The organism is Actinospica sp. (genome assembly GCF_035552695.1).
Classification (GTDB): domain Bacteria; phylum Actinomycetota; class Actinomycetes; order Streptomycetales; family Catenulisporaceae; genus Actinospica.
The window spans coordinates 1-17,222 of sequence record NZ_DASZKT010000142.1; the positions used below are offsets into that span (position 1 = coordinate 1).

The 17,222-nt window shown below is 69.8% G+C and carries 16 protein-coding genes; 9 read left to right on the plus strand and 7 right to left on the minus strand.

The window, feature by feature from the left end; translation table 11 throughout:
• Nucleotides 1–165: 165 nt before the first annotated feature.
• The 3 genes from VG296_RS18035 to VG296_RS18045 are packed head-to-tail and all read right to left on the minus strand — an operon-like array spanning nucleotide 166 to nucleotide 3,230.
• Nucleotides 166–1,176 carry a sugar phosphate isomerase/epimerase family protein gene (locus tag VG296_RS18035; RefSeq protein WP_325567015.1) on the minus strand — a complete coding sequence of 337 codons (1,011 nt, stop codon included), beginning with the start codon at nucleotides 1,174–1,176 and terminating at the stop codon, nucleotides 166–168.
• Nucleotides 1,173–2,339, minus strand: a complete 1,167-nt coding sequence (locus tag VG296_RS18040; RefSeq protein WP_349259608.1) for a Gfo/Idh/MocA family oxidoreductase — start codon at nucleotides 2,337–2,339, stop codon at nucleotides 1,173–1,175. The genes VG296_RS18035 and VG296_RS18040 overlap by 4 nt, the downstream gene beginning before the upstream one ends.
• 39 nt (nucleotides 2,340–2,378) lie before the next feature.
• A complete protein-coding gene (locus VG296_RS18045) occupies nucleotides 2,379–3,230 on the minus strand; it encodes an NAD-dependent epimerase/dehydratase family protein (protein WP_325567019.1) in 852 nt (283 codons plus the stop codon).
• Between the two features lie 75 nt (nucleotides 3,231–3,305).
• Here VG296_RS18045 and VG296_RS18050 point away from each other — a divergent pair, with 75 nt between their 5' ends.
• The 3 genes from VG296_RS18050 to VG296_RS18060 all read left to right on the plus strand — a co-directional run bounded on the left by VG296_RS18050 (nucleotide 3,306) and on the right by VG296_RS18060 (nucleotide 7,010).
• Nucleotides 3,306–4,430 carry a GntR family transcriptional regulator gene (locus VG296_RS18050; RefSeq protein WP_325567021.1) on the plus strand — a complete coding sequence of 375 codons (1,125 nt, stop codon included), beginning with the start codon at nucleotides 3,306–3,308 and terminating at the stop codon, nucleotides 4,428–4,430.
• A 62-nt stretch (nucleotides 4,431–4,492) separates the two neighbouring features.
• Nucleotides 4,493–5,743: an enolase C-terminal domain-like protein gene (locus tag VG296_RS18055; RefSeq protein WP_349259609.1), complete on the plus strand. Its 1,251-nt coding sequence runs from the start codon at nucleotides 4,493–4,495 to the stop codon at nucleotides 5,741–5,743.
• Nucleotides 5,744–5,771: 28 nt separating this feature from the next.
• The gene (locus tag VG296_RS18060) at nucleotides 5,772–7,010 is read left to right on the plus strand and encodes an amidohydrolase (RefSeq protein WP_325567025.1); all 1,239 of its coding nucleotides are present in this window, start codon (nucleotides 5,772–5,774) and stop codon (nucleotides 7,008–7,010) included.
• On the opposite strand, the gene VG296_RS18065 is transcribed toward VG296_RS18060, so the two are convergent.
• Nucleotides 6,979–8,361: an MFS transporter gene (locus VG296_RS18065; RefSeq protein ID WP_325567027.1), complete on the minus strand. Its 1,383-nt coding sequence runs from the start codon at nucleotides 8,359–8,361 to the stop codon at nucleotides 6,979–6,981. The genes VG296_RS18060 and VG296_RS18065 overlap by 32 nt on opposite strands.
• An 11-nt stretch (nucleotides 8,362–8,372) precedes the next feature.
• Nucleotides 8,373–8,933 (minus strand): TetR/AcrR family transcriptional regulator, encoded by a 561-nt coding sequence (locus VG296_RS18070; protein ID WP_349259610.1) that lies wholly within the window; start codon nucleotides 8,931–8,933, stop codon nucleotides 8,373–8,375.
• 150 nt (nucleotides 8,934–9,083) lie between these two features.
• On the opposite strand from VG296_RS18070, the gene glgA reads away from it, so the two are divergent.
• The 3 genes from glgA to VG296_RS18085 all read left to right on the plus strand — a co-directional run bounded on the left by glgA (nucleotide 9,084) and on the right by VG296_RS18085 (nucleotide 13,317).
• A complete protein-coding gene (gene glgA, locus VG296_RS18075) occupies nucleotides 9,084–10,250 on the plus strand; it encodes a glycogen synthase (RefSeq protein ID WP_349259611.1) in 1,167 nt (388 codons plus the stop codon).
• Nucleotides 10,251–10,305: 55 nt separating this feature from the next.
• The gene (glgC, locus tag VG296_RS18080; RefSeq protein ID WP_325567034.1) at nucleotides 10,306–11,523 is read left to right on the plus strand and encodes a glucose-1-phosphate adenylyltransferase; all 1,218 of its coding nucleotides are present in this window, start codon (nucleotides 10,306–10,308) and stop codon (nucleotides 11,521–11,523) included.
• A 339-nt stretch (nucleotides 11,524–11,862) separates the two neighbouring features.
• Nucleotides 11,863–13,317 carry a hypothetical protein gene (locus tag VG296_RS18085; protein WP_325567036.1) on the plus strand — a complete coding sequence of 485 codons (1,455 nt, stop codon included), beginning with the start codon at nucleotides 11,863–11,865 and terminating at the stop codon, nucleotides 13,315–13,317.
• Here VG296_RS18085 and VG296_RS18090 read toward each other — a convergent pair.
• Nucleotides 13,225–13,749, minus strand: coding sequence for a MarR family winged helix-turn-helix transcriptional regulator (locus VG296_RS18090; RefSeq protein ID WP_325567038.1), 525 nt, complete (start codon nucleotides 13,747–13,749; stop codon nucleotides 13,225–13,227). The genes VG296_RS18085 and VG296_RS18090 overlap by 93 nt on opposite strands.
• Between VG296_RS18090 and VG296_RS18095 the strand changes: the two genes are divergently transcribed.
• From VG296_RS18095 to VG296_RS18105, 3 genes are read left to right on the plus strand one after another with little or no spacing between them, the layout of a single operon-like run.
• A complete protein-coding gene (locus VG296_RS18095; protein ID WP_325567040.1) occupies nucleotides 13,721–15,241 on the plus strand; it encodes an FUSC family protein in 1,521 nt (506 codons plus the stop codon). The two genes, VG296_RS18090 and VG296_RS18095, sit on opposite strands and share 29 nt — an antisense overlap.
• A 12-nt stretch (nucleotides 15,242–15,253) precedes the next feature.
• Nucleotides 15,254–16,105, plus strand: coding sequence for an isocitrate lyase/phosphoenolpyruvate mutase family protein (locus VG296_RS18100; protein WP_325567042.1), 852 nt, complete (start codon nucleotides 15,254–15,256; stop codon nucleotides 16,103–16,105).
• Nucleotides 16,106–16,109: 4 nt separating this feature from the next.
• A complete protein-coding gene (locus VG296_RS18105; RefSeq protein WP_325567044.1) occupies nucleotides 16,110–16,991 on the plus strand; it encodes a GNAT family N-acetyltransferase in 882 nt (293 codons plus the stop codon).
• Here the strand turns inward: VG296_RS18105 and VG296_RS18110 are convergent.
• Nucleotides 16,981–17,222: acetylxylan esterase (locus VG296_RS18110; protein WP_325567046.1), on the minus strand; the 242-nt coding region annotated here is incomplete at its 5' end. The genes VG296_RS18105 and VG296_RS18110 overlap by 11 nt on opposite strands.

The window sequence follows — 17,222 nt, forward strand, 5'->3', positions numbered from 1 at the left end:
CGTGCCGGTCCAGGTGACGGTGGTCAGAGAGCAGCTCGCCGCGACCTGGACCGACGGCCGTCGCGACGAGTTCGCAGTAGGCGAACTGTTCTAGAGCCCCCCGCGGTCAGCTGAACAGCGGCCCCGATCCGGCTGGGCCTCGGCCACCAGTATGAGGGTTCTTGCTCACTGGTTGGAACTGGAGAAGGCGGCGTCGAAGGACGCCGCCGGCGGCTCGATCTGCGTCAGCTTCCTGACAAACGCGAGGGCGTCGGGCGCGCCGACCGTCCGGTCCATGCCCGCGTCCTCCCACTCCACCGAGATCGGGCCGTCGTAGCCGATCGAGTTGAGCATGCGGAAGCACGCCTCCCACGGCACGTCGCCGTGACCGGTCGAGACGAAGTCCCAGCCGCGCCGCGGGTCGCCCCACGGCAGGTGCGAGCCGAGGCGGCCGTTGCGGCCGTTCAGCCGGCGAACGGATTCCTTGCAGTCGACGTGGTAGATGCGGTCGCGGAAGTCGTAGAGGAAGCCGACCGGGTCGAGGTCCTGCCACATGAAATGGCTCGGGTCGAAGTTGAGGCCGAACGCCGGACGGTGGCCGATCGCCTCGAGCGCACGCTGAGTCGTCCAGTAGTCGTAGGCGATCTCGCTCGGGTGCACCTCGTGCGCGTAGCGGACGCCGACCTCGTCGCAGACGTCGAGGATGGGATTCCAGCGCTCGGCGAAGTCGGCGAATCCGCGGTCGATCATCTCCGGCGGCACCGGCGGGAACATCGCGATCGTGTGCCAGATCGAGGAGCCGGTGAAGCCGACGACCGTGTTCACGCCGAAGGCCGCGGCGGCGCGCACGGTGGCCTTGATCTCCTCGGCGGCACGTCGGCGGACGCCCTCGGGCTCGCCGTCGCCCCAGATGCGCGCGGGCAGGATGGCCTTGTGCCGCTCGTCGATCGGGTGGTCGCAGACGGCCTGGCTGGTCAGGTGGCAGGAGACCGTCCACACCCGCAGTCCGTGCTTCTCGAGGGTGTCCCGGAGCCCGGGCAGGTAGGAGTCGTCCTCAAGCGCCTTGTCGACCTCGAAGTGGTCGCCCCAGCAGGCGAGCTCGAGTCCGTCGTAGCCCCAGTCCGAGGCGAGGCGACAGACCTCTGTCAGCGGAAGATCCGCGAACTGGCCGGTGAACAGCGTAACGGGACGGGTCATGGCTGGGACTGCCTTCCAACAAGGGTGTACGTACTGTCTTTGGCCGCGCTCTGCGCCACCGCGGCGAGCACGAGCTGCGTCTGCAGGCCGTCCGCGAACGACGGCTCGGGCCGGGTTCCGGAGGCCAGCGCCTCGACGAAATCCTTGATCTCGTGGGTGAAGGTGTGCTCGTATCCGATCAGGTGACCCGGCGGCCACCAGGCGGCCAGGTACGGATGGCCCGGCTCGGTGACCAGGATCCTGCGGAACCCGGCGATCTCCGGATCCATCGTGGCGTCGTAGTACGACAGCTCATTGAGACTCTCGCAGTCGAACGCCACGCTCCCGAGGGAACCGCTGACCTCGATCCGCATGGCGTTCTTGTGGCCGGTCGCGAACCTCGTCGCCTCGAACACGCCGACCGCGCCGGCTTCGAAGCGCGCCGTGAACAGCGCGGCGTCGTCGACGGTGACGCGGCCGCGCTCGACGTGTCCCGCGTCGGCGGCGGCCGACAGGCCGCTGTACGCTCCGGGCAGCGGCCGCTCCGGCACGAGCGTCTCCAACAGGGCACTGACACCGGTGATCCGTTGGCCGGTCAGGTACTGCGCGAGATCGATGCTGTGCGCGCCGAGGTCGCCGAGCGCGCCGGAACCCGCCTTCTCGGCCTGAAGGCGCCATACCAGGGGAAACTCGGGATCGACGATCCAGTCCTGCAGATACTGGGCACGCACCTGGTACACCGTGCCCAGGCGGCCGTCGGCGATCAGCTGCCGGGCCAGCGCGAGCGCGGGGACGCGCCGGTAGTTGAAGCCGACCATCGAGTGCCGGCCGCGCTCCGCCGCGCGCTCGGCCGCGGCCGCCATCTCACGCGCCTGCTCGACCGTGTTGGCGAGCGGCTTTTCGCAGAGCACGTGCTTGCCCGCTTCGAGGGCCGCCAGCGCGATCTCCGCATGCGAGTCGCCCGGCGTGCAGATGTCCACGACATCGATGTCATCGCGCGCGATCAGGCGTTCCCAGTCGGTCTCCCAGCCCGCGAATCCATAGGTCTCCGCCGCCGCGGCCACCGCCGACGAAGACCTGCCGCACAGTGCGGTCAGCTCGGGCTTCGACGGGAGATCGTAGAACCGGGCGGCATTCCGCCACGCCTGCGAGTGCGCCTTCCCCATGAACCCGTAGCCGACCATGCCGACGCGCAGCACCGGCTGCTTTTCGTCGCTCACCGTCTACTCCTCTCCAGCCAGGTCTCGCCAGCCGTGGATCGCCGTGAAGTCCAGAAGTTCGCGACTGCGCACCGTGGAGAACGTCGTGTCGCAGCCCTTGATCGGCTCCGTCAGCACGCTGTTCGGGTGATACCCCCGCAGCAGTTCGGCGGTCGGCACCGGCGACGTCGAGTCGTCAGCCACGACCTGGACGACGTGGTGGCCGGTCAGCGGACGCGTGAGCGCGGCCTCGATCGCGCGCGCCGCGTCTCGCGTGTCCAGCCACGCCCACAGACCACGGCTGTCGTTGCGGGGATCGGCCTGCACGTAGTCGAGATGGTGCCGCAGCCGCTCGCCGTGGCCGAGGAACGGAAAGCGCAGGCTGACGACCGTGCTCCCCCACCGCAGCGCGACCGTCCGCGCGATCCCCTCGCCCAGGGACTTCGAGAGCCCGTACACGTCCTCGGCGAGGCAGGGGTGCTCCTCGGTGACCGGAAACGACTCGGGCGAAATGCCGTGCGCGGAGTACGCGAACCCCAGGGCCGAGAGGCTGGAGATGTACGCGATCCGCGGCACGCCCGCGCGCCCCGCGGCGTCGAGCACCTGGTAGGCGGACATCACGTTGTTGCTGAAGATCTCCTGCTCGCTGCCGAGCATCGGGGCGGGGATCGCGGCGGCGTGCACGACGGCCGACATGCCCGCGACGATGCCGCGCACCCGCTCCGGGTCGAGCAGATCGCCGCTGCTCACCTCGTCGGCCTCGCCCGGATCGAGCGGCACGCGGTCGTCGGCCCGCACCGTCCAGCCCCGCGATCTCAAATGCCTGACAACCTCACGTCCGAGGGTTCCGGCGGCGCCGGTGACCAGAACTTTCACAGGGCCGGATGCTAGTCGCGGCATTTAACATGTCAAGCCTTTATCTGCTGGAGCTTGTGCTGCTAAAGTCACGGCGTGGCAAGTCAACCCGACGCACCCCGCATCCCGCGCTATCAGCAGGTGAAGCAGGAGCTGATAGCCGCGATCGAGGCCGGACGGTTCTCGCCGGAGGTGCCGTTCGTGACGCAGCGCAAGATCTGCGAGGACTACGGCGTCAGCCACGCGACGGCGGTCCGCGCACTGAACGATCTCGTCGCCGAGGGGTACGTGGTACGCCGCCGCGGCCTGGGCACCTTCGTCGCCCCGCGCACGCCGCACCGACCCGCGGCCGGGGACGGGTCGGTCGCGTGCGTGCTGCAGAACCACGGTCCGCATGTGGCGAACCTGCTCGGCGGAGTCGAATCCGCCTGCGCGGAGCTCGGATACCGGCTCTTCCTGAACCACTGCGAGGGCGACGCGGACCGCGAGGAGCGCGCGCTGCTCGCCGCGCTCGACCACGGAGTGAGCGGCATCATCGCCTATGCCGGGCCGCGGTCCTCGGCCGGACGCGGTTACGCCGAGGCCCAGCGTCGCGGCGTGCCGCTGGTGCTCGTCGACCGCTACCTGCCCGACATCGCCACCGACGCCGTCCTCGTCGACAACTTCAGCGCGGGCCACGACCTGACCGGGGAGCTGATCGCGTCCGGCCACAGCGTCATCGCGACGCTCTGGGACGAGACCGAGGTCACCAGCGTGCGCGACCGCCTCGCCGGGCACCTCGAAGCGCTGCGCCGGCACGGGATTCCCGCTCGCCCGGATCTGACCGTGCTGCGCCCCTACTCGACGCTCGAGCCGGACCAGCGCCGGGCCAGGCTCGCCGAACTGCTCCGCGGACCGCAGCCGCCGAGCGTCCTGCTGTGCGCCAACGGCTACGTGCTCGCCAGCGCGGCGCAGGACCTCGTGGCCATGGGCTTCGACATCCCCGGCGACGTGGACCTCGCCGGAATGGACGACGCGGGGCCCTTCGACGTGCTGCCGCTCACCGTCGCCGCCGTCTCGCTGCCCTCGCGCGAGATGGGCGAGCGCGCGATGCGCCTGCTGGACCGGCGGATCACCGCCGCCGAGGCGAACGCGACCCCGGAGCGGATCGTGCTGCCCGTAACCGTCAACGCCCGCAGGTTCTCCCGCGCTCACCTGCGGGTCGTCGCCACGAAGGAGTGAGCACTGTGAACACGCCGCAGCCAGCGGATGGCCCGAATCGACTGCTCGGAGCCGACGGAGGTCTGCCGCAGGCCCAGCCGCCGTGGCCCGCGCGCGACAAGCTGCGCGTCACCGCGGTGCGCGCCATCGTCACCGCACCGGAGGGCGCCCCGCTCGTCGTCGTGCGCGTGGACACCTCGGATCCCGGACTCTACGGCCTGGGCTGCGCGACGTTCACCCAGCGCTACGCGGCGGTCGCGGCCGCGGTCGACGAGCACGTGGGCCCGCTGGTCGTCGGCCGGCACCCGGCCGACATCGAGGACATCACGAGGCTGATTCACTACTCGTCGTACTGGCGCAACGGACCGGTGCTGAACAACGCGCTCTCCGGCGTCGACCAGGCGCTGTGGGACATCGCGGGCAAGCGTGCCGGAATGCCGGTCTACGAGCTGCTCGGCGGTCGCAGCCGCAGCGCCGTCGAGGTGTACTCGCACGCGTCCGGGGCCACGCCGGCCGAAGCACTCGACCGGGCCGAGGCGCTGATCGCCGAGGGCTACCGGCATGTCAGGATCCAGCTGGGCGGTCCCGGGCTCGGCACCTACGGAGCGCCGGGCACGCGCGGCGGCTACCCGCGTTCGCCGTTCCCCGACGGCTGGGACGTGAATCAGTACCTCGCCGACGCGCCGAAGCTCTTCGAGGCGGCGCGCGAACGGCTCGGCGCGAAGATCAGCCTCATGCACGATGTGCACAGCCGCCTCACGCCCAAGCAGGCGATCGTGCTCGCCCGGTCGCTCGAACCGTACCGGCTCTCCTTCCTCGAGGACGTGATCGCGCCGGAGCACTACCACCGGCTGCCGGAGGTCCGCGAGGCCTCGCCGGTGCCGATCGCGGTGGGCGAGCAGATCGGTTCGGTCACCGACGCGGCGCGGCTGGTACACGAGGGCGGCGTCGACCTGCTGCGGCTGCACACGTCCTCGATCGGCGGCCTCACGCCCACTCGCAAGCTGGTCGCCCTCGCCGAACTGCTCGGTGTGCGCACGGCCTTCCACTCCCCCGGCGACATCTCGCCGGTCGGCGTCGCGGCGAACCTCGCCGTCGACGTTTCCACGCCGGCGTTCGGCTATCAGGAGTCGCATACCTATAACGAGGCCACGCACGAGGTCTTCCCCGGCACGCCCGTCGTCCGGGACGGCTACCTGACCCCGTCGCCGGAGCCCGGCTTCGGCGTGGACCTCGACGAAAAGGCCGCGGACCGGTTCCCGCCGACGAAGTTCCTGCACGAGCGCTGGGCCGCGAACGTCCGTCGTCCGGACGGCGGCCTCGAAGCGCCCTGACCGACGCGTTGGCGATAACGTTGCGCTCATGGTGATCGAAGGTCTGGCCGCGATCCGGGAAGAGCTCGCGGATCTCTACCGCGACCTGCATCAGCACCCGGAATTGTCGCTCCAGGAGACGCGCACGGCGGCGCTGCTCGCTCGGGCGCTGCGGCCCTCGGGCTACGAGGTCGCCGAACAGGTGGGCGGCACCGGCGTGGTCGGCGTGCTGCGCAACGGGCCGGGGCCGACCGTCATGCTGCGCGCGGACTTCGACGCGCTGCCGGTGCGGGAGAAGACCGGCCTGCCGTACGCCAGCGAGGTCCGCGCCACCGACAAGGACGGCCGCGAGGTGCCGGTGATGCACGCCTGCGGGCACGACATGCACGCCGCCTGCCTGATCGGCGCCGCGTCGCTGCTCGCTTCGGCGAAGGGCGAGTGGAGCGGCACGCTGCTGATCGTCTTCCAGCCGGCGGAGGAACTGGCGCGCGGGGCGCGCGACATGGTCGACGACGGGCTGTTCTCCCGCTTCCCGAAGCCGTCGATCGTGCTCGGGCAGCACGTCGCGCCGCTGCCTGCCGGTTTCATCGGGTACGGAAGCGGGCCGCTGATGGCCGCGTCGGACACCGTGAACGTGACCCTGCACGGCCGGGGCGGCCACGGTTCGCGGCCCGAGGCCTCGGTCGACCCGGTGCTCATGGCGGCGAACGTGGTCACGCGGCTGCAGGGAATCGTGGCGCGCGAGGTGTCGCCGTCCGAGATGGCGGTCGTCACCGTCGGACGGCTCAGCGCCGGGAACAAGCCCAACATCATCCCGGACAGCGCCGAACTCGGCATCAACATCCGCTCCGCCGCCGAGCACACCCGCACGCTCGTGATGGAGGCGATCGAACGCATCGTGCGCGCCGAGTCCGCCGCCAGCGCCGCCGTCCAGGAACCCGACATCGCCTGGGAGGAGAGCGCCCCGCTACTGGTCAGCGATCCGGACGCGACGGCGACGACGCTGGCCGCGTTCACCGAGCACTTCGGCCCCGAGCGCATCCTGCCGATGCCCCCGGTCACGGCCAGCGAGGACGTCGGCGTGTTCGGCGCGGCGATCGGCGTGCCGACGGTCTTCTGGTTCTGGGGCGGCATCGAACCCGACGTCGTGTTCAAGGCCCTGGCGGAGAACAGCATCGACAAGCTCCCGGCCAACCACTCGCCGCACTTCGCGCCGCTGATCGAGCCGACGCTGAGTACGGGTGTGGAGGCGCTGGTCATCGCCGCGCTGGCCTGGCTCGACTCGTAGCCGCGATCACCAGCGCGAGCGCCGTGACGGCCACGCCGATCCACGCCGCCGTCGCATACCCCTGGCTGCTGGGGAAAACCGCACCGCCAGCCGTGTACGCCGCCAAAATCAATGCACTGAGCGTGCTTCCCACCGAAAACCCGATGCTCCGCACGACCTGATTGACGCCCATCGCGCTCGCCGTCTCCTGAGCGGGCGTCACATCGAGAATGACGGCGGGCATCGCGGCGGAGAACGCCCCGACCCCGAACCCCAGCAGCGACATCGCGACGAGCGGCCCCGCAAGGTTGCCGCGCACCATGGCGAACACGACAAACGCCGCGAGCACGACCGCCGTCGAAATGATCAGCAGCGCGTGCGATGACAATCTCGTGCGAACACGCGGACTGATACGCCCGGCGATGAATCCGAGCACGGAGAAGGGCACGAGAAACAGGCCCGCGGTGAACGTGCTCAGGCCGAACCCGTAACCCGCGCTGTGCGGCGTCTGGACGTACCGCGTGATGCAGCTGAGCAGCAGGTACATCCCCGCGCCGGCCACGAGCATGGCCGCGTTCGCCCCCGCGACGGCGCGATGCCGCAGCAGACGCAGGTTGACCAGCGGATCGGCCAGCGCCCGTTCTCGCCACACCCAGCCCGCAAGCAGCACGAGGGCGATCAGCGCAAGCGCACCGGCCACGCCCAGATGCCGCTGCAACAGAGCAGGCTCACCCAGAATCAGCAGCAGCACGATGAGGCCTGCCACAAGGAGCGCACTCGCGATCGCATCCGGCGCGGGCGCGGCCGGTTGCGCCGAGTCGGGGAAGGAGCGAACGGCCGCCACGAAGGCGGCCGCGGTCAACACGAGCCCCACCGCGTACGCCGCCCGAATACCGCCGACGTCGGTCAGGTATCCGGCCAGCGGGTAGCCGACACCAACGCCGACCGTCGAGGCCACCGAGACCATCGCGATCGTCGACGCGGCACGGTCCTTGTCGAGATGCTCGCGGGCAGCGGCCATCAGCAACGGAACCATCGCCAATCCGCAGCCCACCGCCGCGCGGCCCACCAGCAGAACCCCGAACGGCAGCGGAAGCACCGCCAACGCGCTGCCGACCACAACCACTCCGAGCGTCCCCAGGAAAACCGGCCGCCGCCGCGTCCCGGTCCCCAGCCGGCCGAGCACCGGCGTCGCCACCGCCCCGGTAAGCAGCGTGACGGTCAGGGTCCACTGAGCCGCCGCCAGCGAGACGTGCAAGGTGGTGGCGACGCTGGTAATCAGCGGCGACCCCAGGCTTCCCGCGATCGCGACGACCAGCGCGATCAACAGCAACGTGCCCGGCAGAGCCCTTACCCGCCTGTCGACAGCCACGGTTCCAACAGTCATCGGTTCGTCTCACTGGTGATGTGCTCGAACAGCCCCGGCTGGATGCGCGTTCGCACGCCGAGCGCCCACGGCTCGTCCGTATCCCGCACCTGCAACGCGGCGCCGTTGTTGAGCAGCATCCCGAACGCCAGGAACGACTTGACGGTCACCGCATCGAGCCCGGTCGTCTCGGAGACCGTGTGCCACATCCGCGAGAAGCTCTCCCGCACGGCGTCGCGCACCTCCGGCTCGCTCGCCGCGGCGAAGCCCTGCAGTTGCAGGAGCAGCGCCGTGCGGTTGGCGAGCAGCGCGTCGTACGTGCTGCCCATCGCCGCCAACGCCTCGATCCCCGACGCGTCCCCCGCCGCATCCCGCATCCCGTCGGCGAGCTGATCGAACGCGGCCCTCACCACCTGGATGAAAAGGTTCTTCTTCGAGCCGAACAACCGGAAGACGTAGGCCTGCGTGATCTCGGCCCGCCGCGCGATCGTCTCGGTGGACGTGCCGTGCAAACCGCCGACCGCGAACTCCTCCGCCGCGATGGCCAGGATCTGCGCCCGCCGCTGATCAGCCGTCATCTTCTTGGTCACCGTCGCCGCCATGCGGCCATGTTACTAGTCACTAACAAGTAACTCGATATTGGTACGTAGCCCAGACCGCCGCGCTCCGCTATGTTCTCCCTAACCGTGCTCCGCAGCTTGCTTCGAACGACCGGAGGGCCCGTGCGCATCGGCTTGCTGACCAGGGAGTTCCCTCCCGACGTCTATGGCGGCGCGGGTGTTCACGTGGAGTTCCTCGCCCGCGAGTTGCGGGCCCTGGCCGACGTGAGCGTGCACGCCTGGGCCGGCGCGCGGCCGGCCCAGGACGACGCCGGAGTCCACCGTCACGCAGCAGATCCGGCGCTATCCGACGCGAACGAGGCGTTGCGCAGCCTGTCGATCGATCTACGCATGACGGCGGCGGTATCCGATCGCGAACTGGTCCACTCGCACACGTGGTACGCCAACATGGGCGGGCACCTCGCCAAGCTGCTCTACGGCGTTCCGCACGTCATGACCGCGCACTCGCTCGAACCGCTGCGGCCCTGGAAGGCCGAGCAGCTGGGCGGCGGCTACGCGCTCTCGAGCTGGGCCGAGCGCACCGCGATCGAGGCCGCCGACGCGGTCATCGCCGTGTCGAACGGCATGCGCGAGGACATCCTCAGCTGCTACCCGTCGCTCGACCCAGCCCGAGTTCACGTCGTGCACAACGGAATCGACACCGAGCTCTACCGCCCGGCCGCCGAGACCGACGCGCTGATCAAGCACGGCGTGGACCCGAGCCGCCCCTACGTGCTGTTCGTCGGCCGCATCACCCGCCAGAAGGGCGTCCCCCACCTGCTCCGCGCGGCCCGCTCCCTCGCGCCCGAAGTGCAGCTCATACTCTGCGCGGGCGCGCCGGACACCCCCGCGATCGACCAGGAATTCCGCGGCCTCGTCGACGAACTCCAGCAATCACGCGACGGAGTCGTCTGGATTCCCGAGATGCTCCCCCGCCCCGAAGTGATCCAGCTCCTCAGCCACGCCTCGCTCTTCGCCTGCCCGTCGGTCTACGAGCCGCTGGGCATCGTCAACCTCGAGGCCATGGCCTGCGGCACCCCCGTCGTCGCCTCGGCCGTCGGCGGAATCCCCGAGGTCGTGGCGGACGGCGTCACCGGCCGCCTCGTCCCCTACGACGAAACGGGCCCGGCCGCGTTTGAACGTTCCCTCGCCGAGGCAATCGACAGCGTGATAGCCGATCCGGCCTTGGCCGCGCGGATGGGCCAGGCCGGCCGGGAGCGCGCGGTGCGCGAGTTCGGCTGGGATGCGATCGCCCGCCGAACGGTGGCGGTGTACGAGGAGATCCTGCGGAAGTGACGACCTACCGGCGGTCGCAGCGGCCGCCGGAGCTGCGGACCTAAAGGGGCGGCGCATGCGTGGCGGACCTTCGATCCTGGGTATCGTGCTCGCCGGCGGCGAAGGCAAGCGGCTGATGCCGCTCACCGCCGACCGGGCCAAACCGGCCGTGCCCTTCGGCGGCATGTACCGGCTGGTGGACTTCGTGCTGTCGAACCTCGTCAACGGCGACGTCATGCGCCTCTGCGTGCTGACGCAGTACAAGTCGCACTCGCTCGACCGGCACATCACCACCACGTGGCGCATGTCGAACCTGCTCGGCAACTACGTCACGCCGGTCCCCGCGCAGCAGCGGCTCGGCCCGCGCTGGTTCCTCGGCAGCGCGGACGCGATCTTCCAGTCGCTCAACCTCATCTACGACGAGCAGCCCGACTACGTCGTCGTGTTCGGCGCCGACCACGTCTACCGCATGGACCCGCGCCAGATGGTCCGCCAGCACATCGAGAGCGGCGCCGGAGCCACCGTCGCCGGCATCCGCATCCCGCGCACCGAGGCCTCGGCCTTCGGCGTCATCACCACGGCGTCCGACGGCATGCAGGTCGACCGGTTCCTCGAAAAGCCCACCGACCCGCCCGGCCTGCCCGACAATCCGGAGCAGGTCTACGCCTCGATGGGCAACTACGTCTTCAGCACCAAGGTCCTCATCGACGCGCTCACCAAGGACGCCGACAACGACGCCTCAGTGCACGACATGGGCGGCAGCATCCTGCCCATGCTCACCGAGGAGGGCCATGTCCAGGTCTACGACTTCGACCAGAACCACGTCCCCGGCGAGACCGAACGCGACCACGGCTACTGGCGCGACGTGGGCACCCTGGACGCGTACTACGACTCGCACATGGACCTGATCTCGATCCACCCGGTCTTCAACCTCTACAACCACGAGTGGCCGCTCTACACCCACACCGTCCAGCGACCGCCCGCCAAGTTCGTCGCGGGAGGCATCGCGAGCGAGTCCATGGTCGCCCCCGGCTGCATCATCACCGGCCAGGTCACGCAGTCGGTCCTGTCCCCCGGCGTCATCGTCGAGGAGGGCGCCGTCGTCCAGGGCTCCATCCTGCACGACAACGTCCGCATCGGCCGCGGCGCCGTAGTCCGCCGTGCCATCCTCGACAAGAACATCGTCGTCCCGCCCGGCGCCACCGTCGGCGTCAACCCCGAACGCGACCGCGAGCTCTACCACGCCTCCGCCAACGGCATCATCGCCCTCGGCAAGGGCCAGCGCGTGCTTTAGCAGCGCTTCTCTTCAATGACTTCGCAGTCGACCTCGTGATTGCTCATGTGATCGCTCACGCGAATTTCGGGTGATCTTTTGCGGTTCGGTCTGGTGGTTCCGGACGGGGGCGTGCAGAATCGGGGGCGGAGGCTTGTAAGGGCTTGACGTCGGTGGACGCGCCTTGGCCTCGGCGGGTACTGCCCCCGCCTCGGGCATCGGCCCGATCAGTACGCCGCGGCCTCGTTCCGCGGCAGGTCAGCTGTGCCCTGATACGGAATCGTGTCGCAAACGGGTCCTAATGTTTACTTAAGCCGACGGCCTTAACGTTCCGCGCAACTACGTGCTGAAGGCTGGGCGATGACACTTCTGGGAACGATCACGGCCTGGCGGGCCAGAGCGACCTCGAGCCCGCGGGCCGGAGATCAGCGCACGCTCGGCGGAGATCCGGTGCGGCGACTGATGCTGGTCTCGCTCGTGCTGGCCTGCCTGGCGATCGCGCTCGTGATCATCGCGGTGGCGAACGGGCCGCAGATGTCGATCACGGACGAGCCGGTGCACGCCGGGTACCTCTACGACATCGCGCACTTCAACATCCCGTACAAGGGCGAGCTCACGCCCAAGGAGATCCGCTACGAGTGGTACTGCCACGACCTGTACGCCAGCACGGGCTCCCCGGTCTGCACCGGGTTCAACGCGTCGACCTTCCAGACCACCTCGCAGATCTACACCTTCGGCGACCCGCCGGTGTACTACTTCGTCACCGGGATTCTCGACCGCGTCATCAGCGGGGTGATTCCCGGCACGCACAACTTCATCACCGTCGGGCGCGACCTCGGCGCGATGTGGCTGTTCGCCGCGATGCTGGTGCTCTACCTGGCCGCGCGCCGGTTCCGGATCAGCTGGCCGTACGCGCTGGGCGCGGCCGCGCTGCTGCCGCTGTGCCCGGGCGTGCTCGCCTCGACCAGCCAGATCACCAGTGACGCGCCTGCCGCGCTGTGCGGGGCCCTCGCGCTGTACGTGCTGGCCCGGATCCTCGTCGACAAGCGCATGGGGCTGATCGTCCCGCTCCTGGCCACGGTGTTCGCCACCGGGACGAAGGTGCTCAACGGCCTGCCGATGCTGGTCGTCGGCGGGGTCACGTTCTTCCTTGCGCTCGGCATCCTCTACCGCGAGCGGCGCAACCGTCCCGGCTGGCTCTCGGCCGTGCGCCCGCTGGCGATCAGCGTCGTCATCGGGGCCGGCTTCGGGCTGGTCTACCTCGGCTGGACCAAGTTCCAGGACGGCCGGGGCGTGGCCGACTGGGTCAATCCCAACCTGGTCAACGGCGACGCGCTGACCGGTTCGAAGGCCGGCGACCTGCTGAGCAACACGTTCGGCACCTTCACGAACCTGACGACCTCGTACTGGCTGCCGGACTCGATCAACGGCGAAACGGTGTCGATCTGGGCGACGCTGCTGTGCGCGGTTCTGGTCGGCGCGCCGCTGATGGTGATGACCGCCAGCCGGGCCCGCTCCTGGGGCTGGATGCTCGGCGCCGCCACGTTCGTCGGCATCGCGTCGGTGGCGCTGGTAGTCGAGGCGCAGGTGTTCATGGGCAGCAACGAGTACTTCCTCGACATCTCAGGGCGTTACGCGCTCGCCTTCCTGCCCTGGGCCATAATCTGCCTCGCCGTGGTCGCCGGGCGCCGCAAGCTGCTGAAATCCTCGTTCGCGTTCATCTCACTCGGCCTGATCGTCATGCTGCTCGCCGAGACCCAGCTCCTCACGCTCGGCCCCGCCCTCGTCGGCAACGCGAAGTACCTGGTGGGCTGACATGCCGAGGCCGGAGAGCCGATCCATCAGCCCTCCGGCCAGGTAGAGCACCTGACGCTCGGTCTCGGTCAGGTCCCGCATCGCCCGCGCGAGCCACTCGTCGCGCGTCTCCATGTCCCTGGCCAGGGCGAATCGTCCCGCGTCCGTGATCTCGAGGACGTACTGCCTGCGGTCCCGCTCGTCCCGCCGCCGCGTCAGCAGCTCCTCGGCCTCCAGGTCGGCGATGACCCGGGTCAGCGACTGCGGCTGCAGACGTTCGGACGCGGCGAGCTCCCCCGGCGTCGCGGGTCCCCAGCGGCGCAGGTGGGCGAGCACGGTGAGCCTGCTGCCCGGCATCGAATCCGCGGGACGTTCCAGCCGCAGCCGCCGGGCCAGCCGGGATGCGCCGCGCCGGACCTGGGCGATGAGCTCCGCGTCGAACTCACTGGTCATATTACTACGCTATCTCTTACTATTACGAGGAGGGACAGGCGGCCAAACGAGGGGAATCACCGTGAGTATGCCCTCCATATCGTACGCATTGCGTAATAATCTTCGGCCTGCGATCGTGCAGGCCGGCACGCTGCTGCTCTGCTTCGGCTCCGGCCTGCTGCTGGACAGTCTCCAGCATCTCGGGCCGACGATCGTCGTGCTGACCACCGTCCTCGGCATGACCCTCGGCCGCACGCAGCGGAACCGCGGCCTGCGGAACCGGCTGTTCGCGCTCGTCACGCTGCCGCTCATCTCGATCGGGTGCAACGAGGTGGCGCGGCTGTTCGTGCAGCACCCGAACGTCGCCGACACGCTGTTCACGGCGGCGATCGGCCTTTCGATCTGGATGCGCCGCTTCGGCGGTCTACCGACGCGGCTCGGCACGCTGATCGCGCTGCCGTTCATCGCATTGCTCATCACGCCGGTGCCGGTGCTGCCGGGCCAGTCGTCCTCGACCTTGCGCTCGATGATGTGGAGCGCGGTCGCGGCGCTCGTCGCCTATGCCTGGGTGTGGGTGACGCAGGCGGGGGCGGAACGGACCGGATTCGTCGAGAGTCCGCCGGCAGCTCCGCATCAGGGCGCCAGGCCGACCCAGAGCAGCCAGCGAATTCCCGCGAGCACGCGCATGGCGGTGCAGATGACGCTCTCCCTCGCGCTCGCGTTCGTCATCGGGCGCACGGTCTTCGACCCGCACTGGACCTGGATCGTGCTGACCGCGTTCATCGTGAACAGCGGCAACCGGGGCCGCGGCGACGTCGTGCACAAGTGCTTGCTGCGCATCGCGGGAGCCGGGTTCGGCACGATCGTGGCCACGCTCATTTCCGGGCTGCTGCCGGCGCACGACAACACCGCGGTCGTCATCATCCTGGTCACCGTTGTCGTCGGCGGCTGGCTACGCACGATCAGCTACGCCTACTGGGCCGGCTGCGTGACGTCCGTGCTCTCGCTCCTGCAGGGCTACTTCGGCGAAGGGAATGTCGGTCTGATCGGCGAGCGCTTGCTGCAGATCGTGATCGGCGGCGCGCTGGCGGTCCTGGTCGCCTGGTTCGTTCTGCCGGTGAAGAGCTCGCACGTACTCGGCCGCCGCGTCAGGGGCTGCATGGCCGCACTCGGGGACGCCCGGAAAGCGGCACAGGACGCGCCCGCGGAATTCGCCCTGCACCACCAGCGGTTCGCCGAAAACCTCGCGCAGTTGGAACTTGTCGCCCCCTCCTTCATCGCGCACCGCAGGCTTTATCGACTGCGTCGCCGCGACGGCAGGCATCCGGCGGACGCGGTCGACGCGCTGCGTGCGTGCGCCGCACCGATGGCCGTCGTCGCCGCGCGGGAGTCAGAGCAGGCAGTCGCCGCCGCGCTGCGTGAGATCGGCCAGTCGATGCGCCTGGTGGGCGAGGTCTACGGCACGGCTCGCGATCATGCCGGGAAAACACCGGCGCAACCGCAGAAAGCTTGATTCAATGCGCGTATGACGACTGAGCGCCCGCTGCACGAACTCGCCACCCGCTTCCGCGCCCTGCACGATCCCGCCGCCCCGCTCGCTCTGGCGAACATCTGGGACGCGGCCGGTGCGCGCATCGTGGCCGCCTCGGGTGCCTCCGCGATCGCGACCACGAGCGCCGGCGTCGCGTGGGGGCTGGGTGCCGCGGACGGCAACCACGTGAACCGGGACCTGATGCTCGAACTGCTGCGGCGGATCGTCGCGGCGAGCGACGGGCTGCCGGTCACCGCCGACATCGAGAGCGGCTTCGGAGCCACGCCCGCCGACGTGGCCGACACGGTGGCGCGCGTGCTGGAGACCGGCGTGGTCGGCGTGAACATCGAGGATGCACACCCCTCTCCCGCCGATTCGGGTGTCGCGCTGCGACCGATCGCCGAACAGGCCGAGCGGCTCGCCGCGGCGCGGGCGGCGGCCGAGAGTGCCGGGATTCCGTTGTACATCAACGCCCGGATCGACGTGTTCCTCTGCGGCGTGGGCGAGGAATCCGGTCGCCTCGCGGAGACGATCAGCCGCGCCCGCGCGTATCTGGACGCCGGGGCCACCGGCGTGTTCGTGCTCGGCGCCGGAGACCCGGAGACGATCGCCGCGCTGACAGCCGGGATCGACGCTCCGGTGAACGTCGGCGGCCGGCCGGGCGGGTTGTCCGTCGCGGAGCTCGGCAGGCTCGGTGTCGCGCGGGTCAGCCTCGGCGCGGTCGTCGCCGAGGCGGCGTACGCGCTGGTCGATCGGGCCGGGCGCGAACTGCTGGCGACCGGCACGTACGAATCCGTGCTCGGCGGCCTCGACTACGGCGTGATCAACGGCCTGCTGGAAGGCTGAGACGATGCCGCTGAACCAGTGGGTCGCCGCGGAGAGCGTCGAGGAGTTCCTGCGTACGACGGTGCGGATTCTGGCCGCCGAGCCGGTACGCAACACCCTGCTGCTGACGGTCATCGACCGACTCAGGACCGAAGGTCCGTACGCATTCGGCGAGCGCGATCCGCAGTTGCTGACCTGGTACGACGCCGCCGGATCCGCGACGGGGGCCTTGCTGCGCACGCCGCCCTACCCCTTCGTCCTGACCGACGTGCCGCCCGAGAGCATCGAAGGACTCGTAGACCTCATCGCCGATCCCGGATCAGGACTCGAGGGACGCGAGATCAACCTGCCGATGTCCTGCGAAGCCCCGTTCATCGCGGCGTGGGCCGCGCGTACCGGTAGCGAGCCGCGCGTCCTGGAGCGGTTCCGGCTCTATCGGCTGGACGAGCTCGTCGCGGCGGACCCGGTTCCGGCCGGAAAGCCGAGGCTCGCTACGGACGACGACGTCGAGCTCATCGCCGGCTACATGGAGCGGTTCTGGGACGAGGTCGAGCACTCGGTTCCGGCGGATGCGCGCGGGATGGCTCTGCTGATGGCCGAGGGGCGCGTGGCCGAGGGGATCTTCTGGCTCTGGGCCGACGAATCGGGCGCGCCGGTGGCGCTCGCCGGGCACACCCCGATCGTCGCCGGGATGAGCCGGATCGGGCCGGTGTACACGCCGCCGGAACTGCGTGGACACGGCTACGCGGCGGGCGCGACGATCGCCGCGACGCGGGCCGCGCAGGCGCAGGGGGCCGGCGAGGTCCTGCTGTTCACGGACCTCGCCAACCCCGTCAGCAATCGGCTCTACCAGCGCATCGGCTACCGGCCGGTCAGCGACCGGGCGCGGCTCGAATTCACCGGCTGAGTTTCGCGAGGTACTCCCGCGCGGTCGGGTCGTTGAAGGGGCCGCCGCCGTCGTGCCCGTTGTACGGGTAGACCACGATGTCCTTCGGCCCGGCGTAGTGGTTGTAGGACGCGAAGACCGTCGAGGGCGGGCACACGTCGTCCATCAGCGCGACCGCGTAGTGCGCAGGCGCGTTCGCGCGGGCCGCGAAGTTGACGCCGTCGAAGTAGGACAGCGTGCGGAAGACGTTGT

What these genes read in the sequence shown, in the direction of transcription:
- VG296_RS18035 (WP_325567015.1), bottom strand. Translation starts at nt 1,176, where the DNA reads ATGACCCGTCCCGTTACGCTGTTCACCGGCCAGTTCGCGGATCTTCCG.
- VG296_RS18040 (WP_349259608.1), bottom strand. Translation starts at nt 2,339, where the DNA reads ATGGTCGGCTACGGGTTCATGGGGAAGGCGCACTCGCAGGCGTGGCGG.
- VG296_RS18060 (WP_325567025.1), top strand. Translation starts at nt 5,772, where the DNA reads ATGGTGATCGAAGGTCTGGCCGCGATCCGGGAAGAGCTCGCGGATCTC.
- VG296_RS18070 (WP_349259610.1), bottom strand. Translation starts at nt 8,933, where the DNA reads ATGACGGCTGATCAGCGGCGGGCGCAGATCCTGGCCATCGCGGCGGAG.
- glgC (WP_325567034.1), top strand. Translation starts at nt 10,306, where the DNA reads ATGCGTGGCGGACCTTCGATCCTGGGTATCGTGCTCGCCGGCGGCGAA.
- VG296_RS18085 (WP_325567036.1), top strand. Translation starts at nt 11,863, where the DNA reads ATGACACTTCTGGGAACGATCACGGCCTGGCGGGCCAGAGCGACCTCG.
- VG296_RS18095 (WP_325567040.1), top strand. Translation starts at nt 13,721, where the DNA reads ATGAGCTCCGCGTCGAACTCACTGGTCATATTACTACGCTATCTCTTA.
- VG296_RS18090 (WP_325567038.1), bottom strand. Translation starts at nt 13,749, where the DNA reads ATGACCAGTGAGTTCGACGCGGAGCTCATCGCCCAGGTCCGGCGCGGC.
- VG296_RS18100 (WP_325567042.1), top strand. Translation starts at nt 15,254, where the DNA reads ATGACGACTGAGCGCCCGCTGCACGAACTCGCCACCCGCTTCCGCGCC.
- VG296_RS18105 (WP_325567044.1), top strand. Translation starts at nt 16,110, where the DNA reads ATGCCGCTGAACCAGTGGGTCGCCGCGGAGAGCGTCGAGGAGTTCCTG.